The sequence below is a fragment of the bacterium genome, from assembly GCA_030019025.1.
In the GTDB taxonomy this organism is placed as follows: Bacteria; Hydrothermota; Hydrothermia; order UBA1063; family UBA1063; genus UBA1063.
The window spans coordinates 37,289-42,721 of the sequence record JASEFR010000016.1 but is presented as its reverse complement, the minus strand read 5'-3'; the positions used below and the strand labels follow the sequence as shown (position 1 = coordinate 42,721).

General features: G+C 41.6%; 5 protein-coding genes. 1 reads left to right on the top strand and 4 read right to left on the bottom strand.

Translation table 11 applies throughout. The annotated features are described in order from the left end of the window. A partial coding sequence (locus tag QMD82_05430) for a hypothetical protein (protein ID MDI6851360.1) occupies positions 1-554 on the top strand: 554 nt, incomplete at its 5' end. On the opposite strand, the gene QMD82_05425 is transcribed toward QMD82_05430, so the two are convergent. From QMD82_05425 to secA, 4 genes are all read right to left on the bottom strand, one after another. Then, positions 546-1,406: a hypothetical protein gene (locus QMD82_05425; GenBank protein ID MDI6851359.1), complete on the bottom strand. Its 861-nt coding sequence runs from the start codon at positions 1,404-1,406 to the stop codon at positions 546-548. The two genes, QMD82_05430 and QMD82_05425, sit on opposite strands and share 9 nt — an antisense overlap. After that, positions 1,376-2,272 carry a TIGR00269 family protein gene (locus QMD82_05420; protein ID MDI6851358.1) on the bottom strand — a complete coding sequence of 299 codons (897 nt, stop codon included), beginning with the start codon at positions 2,270-2,272 and terminating at the stop codon, positions 1,376-1,378. Before QMD82_05420 ends, QMD82_05425 begins: the two co-directional genes overlap by 31 nt. Before the next feature lie 27 nt (positions 2,273-2,299). Next, positions 2,300-2,713: an OsmC family protein gene (locus QMD82_05415; GenBank protein ID MDI6851357.1), complete on the bottom strand. Its 414-nt coding sequence runs from the start codon at positions 2,711-2,713 to the stop codon at positions 2,300-2,302. 20 nt (positions 2,714-2,733) lie between these two features. Beyond that, a partial coding sequence (gene secA, locus QMD82_05410; protein ID MDI6851356.1) for a preprotein translocase subunit SecA occupies positions 2,734-5,433 on the bottom strand: 2,700 nt, incomplete at its 5' end.

Here is a 5,433-nt window from a genome sequence, read left to right as displayed (position 1 = left end):
AACTCGTAAAAACAGCGGTGGAAGAAACAAAGGGAGAGGTGTTAACCTACCTTGGCATGCCAATTTACCCTTTAATTACTTATTGTACCGGTGGATTTACAGTCCCCTATGAAGAGATATTCGGTGACACATTAGCTTACGCCATTTCGGTTGAGGACTCCCTATCCCGTATTTGCCCTTTCTTTACGTGGAAATTGAAAATTCCAGTGGAAGAGATCAAGTATTTTACGAGGATTGAGAAACTTGACTCTGTAAAAATTGTCAATTTCACAGTTCATCTAATTCCGGACACAATTGTTTTTTATTCTAAGAATAAATTGGTCATCATACGTGGACCGGCCCTTTATCAAACTCTTTACCCACGACTTCCAAGTCCATCCTTCTATTTAGAAATGAGAGGCGATACCCTTGTTTTTGAAGGTAAGGGAAAAGGTATACTGATAGGATTACCCCTCTGGAGTGCAAAACAAATGGCACTCAACGGAGAAACTTATAGGAAAATCTTGAATTACTATTTTCCCGTGTCCGAATTAACGAAAATTACATCAAGGTAATGGAGGAACCACCCGTTTACCAAGCCCTCTTCTTCCTGGTGTATTGTCGAAAACTTCAACCACGTAGTAAATTACTGCTATAAACTCCCGATCAAAATGCCCATGAAAATATGAGTGTATAAGATTGGCATATTTAACGATATCCTTTTCATACTCACTTAAAGAAGGATCTTCAGGGTGAAGAAGTCTTGCCAGAGCTCTCACCTCGAAACTTGGAATGTCCAGAAAAACTATGGAAACCGCAGGATTTTCCATCTCATTAAGAAAAGTATGGGTTTCAAACCCCGGATTTGTGTAAAGTTCAAGGGAAACGAGCCCCTTACGGGTAAAATACTGATCTACGTTCCTATATAGGTTTTCAAGAACATTCAATTTGTATTCATCACTTGAATCTATCGTTGTTTCAAGGAGTGTTATCAATTCCTTAACCTTCTCTGGTTTGGGTAAAAAACCCATACCTTTAACTGCATTGTTTATAATAAACCTGGAATCCTTCCGTCTTATACCATAGGAAGCCACCATACCGTTGTGTGGTCCGGAGAGGGAGGGAGGCTGATTATTTCTCACCCTGTCAAGGGTTTCCAGCCTTCTTTCCACACTCCAATGCACAAAAGCATCCGGAAGGTCTACCAGCTGAAAGGTACCCCACTTACCATCCACCTTCGCTTTCAGAGTCCAGTTGACAAGATCAATATCTTTAACAGTTTCCTGGACAAAATAGTTACCCTTCCAGTAATTTTTTTCGGCATGTTCAAGGTTTGTGTGCATCTTCCTCTCCTTATTACAGCCAAACAATGCTATAACTAAAAATAAAAGAAATCCTAACCCGACATCTTTTGTTTTATTAAACATACTGCACATACCTCCCCTGAAGTTGGTTCACCACACAATTTACATGGTTTTACACCCCGGTCTTCAACACCTCCCTGCAATAGCGGATAAATTTTTCTCAAAAATTCGGAGTAAAACCTCAATTTGGTCCCTGGGCTTGTACTTTCCAGATCTTCTATAAACTTCTTGTACTCAATACTGGTAGCCCCTTTTGAGTATGGACACTTGTATTCAACAAATTCTATCTCGTTCAACTCAACATAAGTTCTATTTTCCATCTCAGTGGTCTTGCAAAGGGGCTTTACTTTCCTCACAAACCCATTCCCTTCACTTAAAAGGGGATATTGCCTTCTCAAATACTCAATATTCCAGGAAAGGGTGTTGACAAGGAGGACAGCCACCTCGTCGTCCAGATTATGTCCTGTGGCAACCACCTGATAACCCAGCTTCTTTGCATAAAGGTTTATAAAATATCTTTTGACAGTTCCGCAAATTGAACAAATTGGACGACGATCCTTTTTCTTTATTTCATGAATGCTATAAAACTCCTTATTCAATTCCATTACGTGCAAAGGTCTGCCCAATTTACTTGCGAGCTTCTGAGAAACATTAATAGAATCTTCAGAAAATTGACCGAATCCCAAATCTATTATAAATCCGTCGGCCTCATAACCAAGGGAAACCAAGGCGTGCCAGAGGGCCAGACTGTCCTTTCCACCAGACACTGCCACCAGAACTTTATCATCTCGAGTGAACATTCTAAATTTTCTAATAGTGGTTTCAACCCTTTTCTGATACCATTCTATATAGTGTTCTTGGCAAAGTGAGAGCTTATGATGTGGAATAAATATATCCGTGGGAGCTTTACATTTGATACACCTTCTCATGACCTTGCCAATTTTGATCTTATAAAGTTAATCCCTGATTTCGTAAAAATAGGTAATTTCGGACTTACCACTTAGGTTCGCTGAAACACTACAATATTTATTTTGGGAAAGCTGTATCGCTTTCAAAAGATTCTCTTCTTTTAAATTTTCACCTTTGAAGATGTATTTAATGTGAATTTTTGTGTAATATTTGGGGTGTTCAGGGGCCCTTTCACCTTCAACCTCTACACTGAATTCCCTTACCTTTTCTCTCATCTTATTTAAAATCGAAATTACATCCATCGCAGTACATCCACCAAGGGCAACCAGGAGAAGTTCCATGGGTGCAGGACCAGCACTTTCCCCTTCCCCTCCGTGGGCCGAATCAAGAAAAAGATGGTGTCCTGACGGAGTTTCTGCCTTAAATTTAAGTCCTTCCTCCCATTTCAAATTAACCTTCATTTCAAGACCTCCCGAAATTTTTAATCTTTTTTACGTTGTTGGCCCCTCTGAGTCTCAATTGAGGGTTTGAAGGCCACCATCCTCTCAGCAAATTTCCTCGGCATTTTAGGAACTTCAATTCGGAAAATCCTCATTACACTTTCATTTCTGATTTTTTCCATAAGCTCGTCAAAGAGTTCAAGGCTTTCTTTCTTATATTCCACAAGAGGGTCCTTCTGTGCATAAGCCCTCAGATAGACTCCCTCTCTCAGGTGGTCAAGGGCATAAAGGTGTTCCCTCCATAAGCGGTCAAGGGTTGTAAGTAAAACGACCCTTTCCATTTCTCTCATCTTTTCCTCTCCAAAGGCCTCTTCCCTCTCCCTGTAGAGTGACTCAAGTTTTTCGAAAATAACCTCCTTAACTTCATCCCTGTTTTTTAAAGATGCAATCTCTGAGAAGTCATAAAGGAAGAAGTATGCCAATTCATTACGTAATTCCTGGAGATTCCACAAATCATCCCTTTCTCCTTGCAAATATCTTTCCACAAGGTCTTCAGCAATACCCTTAGCATAATCAAGAACCAGTCCCCTTAAATCTTTCCCATCAAGGATCTCATTCCTGAGTTTGTAAATTACTTCCCTTTGCCTATTCATTACATCATCATATTCCAGAAGCCTTTTTCTGATTTGGAAGTTTTGCATCTCCACCCGCTTTTGTGCGGTTTCCAGAGCTTTTGTAACCATAGGTGATTCTATGGGACCTTCATCTTTACTTCCAAACCTTTCCATGAGTTCCATAACCCTATCGGAGCCAAAAAGTCTCAAAAGGTCATCCTCTAAGGAGAGGAAAAATCTTGAAGAACCGGGGTCTCCCTGTCTTCCAGCTCTACCTCTCAGCTGATTATCAATTCTGCGGGCTTCGTGCTTTTCGGTTCCAATAATGTAAAGTCCACAAGGAACACCTTCTTTGATACATTTTTTGGGGTCTTCAGTGCAAGTAAGCCCCGGGGTTGGATTTGGTGTATTTATAGCACACTCCTTTGCCCTTACCACATTCTCCGCAAGCTTAATATCCGTACCCCTACCAGCCATGTTGGTTGCTATTGTTACTGCACCAAACTGGCCTGCCCGTGCAATAATTTCCGCTTCCTTTTCATGGTACTTGGCGTTCAATACCTGATGAGGTATTCCCCTTCTCTTGAGCAGTCTGGAAAGAAGCTCAGAAACCTCCACCGATGTGGTCCCAACTAAGATCGGCCTGCCAACCTTATGCCATTTCTCAATCTCATTTATAATCGCTTCATATTTTTCCTTTTTGGTCTTAAAGATTATATCGGGATAGTCAACTCTCCGAACGGGTTTATTGGTGGGTATCTGTATCACATCAAGTTTGTAAATCTCCCAGAATTCCTGAGCCTCTGTTATTGCAGTACCCGTCATGCCTGCGAGTTTTTCGTACATTCTGAAATAGTTCTGAATAGTAATGGTTGCTAAGGTCTGTGTTTCTCTTTGAATCGTAACACCTTCTTTTGCTTCCACTGCCTCGTGAAGTCCATCGGACCATCTCCTTCCCGGCATTAGCCTTCCAGTAAATTCATCAACAATAATCACCTTTCCATCCATAACTACATAGTCTACATCTTTCTCAAAGAGCATATAGGCCTTGAGGAGCTGTTTCAGAGCGTGTATTTTATCACTCTTCTCAGCGTATTCCCTCAATATCCTCTCTTTCTCGTAGAAACGTTCACGGGCAGATAAACCCTTATCCTCATCAAGTTTGTGGAGTTCAGTAGAGAGGTCCGGCAAAGCAAAGAGCCCCTTTTCTCTTTTTTCTACTTCCTCTCTACCTTTCTCCGTTATTTCAACGGAATGGGATTTCTCGTCAACCCAGAAATAAAGTTCTTCCTTAAGTTCTTCAATCCTCTTTGTCTTCTCACCCCCCACATTAATTTCCTTCATCAAATCCAGTTCGACTTTATCCACAAGTTTCATGACTCCAGGTTCCTGAAGCATCTTGAAGAGTTTCTTCGCCTTAGGCATACCAAGCCTTGCTTGAATTATCTTTTCCGCTGCCTCAAACTCCTTACCCTGTTTCAGGAGATTCTCAGCAACAAAAAGAAGCTGTGTAACAAGCTGGGTCTGCTTTCTCACCAGATTTTCAGCAAGAGGCTTCATGCCTCTATAAATTTCCGCAGAAGAGTATTCAACGGGCCCTGAAATAATAAGAGGAGTCCTTGCCTCATCAATAAGAATAGAGTCTACTTCATCCACAATTGCATAATAGTGGCCCCTCTGAACTCGATCCTCAGCCCTAAAGACCATGTTATCCCTCAAATAGTCAAAACCAAACTCATTGTTTGTTCCGTAAGTTATGTCCTTCTGGTATTCAATCTTCCTCCGCGCATTATCCATTTCGTTTTGAATCACACCCACACTCAGACCAAGACTTTCATAAACTGGCCCCATCCACTGTCTGTCCCTTCTGGCAAGGTAATCGTTCACAGTAACAAGGTGGACCCCTGTCCCTTTAATTCTCCCTATAATACCGTGAAGGTAAAGAGGCATTGTCGCCACCAGAGTCTTGCCTTCTCCCGTTTTCATCTCCGCAATCTTTCCCTGGAAGAGAACGATGGCACCAAGAAGTTGCACGTCAAAGGGAATCATGTTCCATTCCCACATGTGGCCAGTAACTTCCCACTTCTTCCCGCATAGCCGCCTTGTTGCCTCTTTAACAAGGGCAAA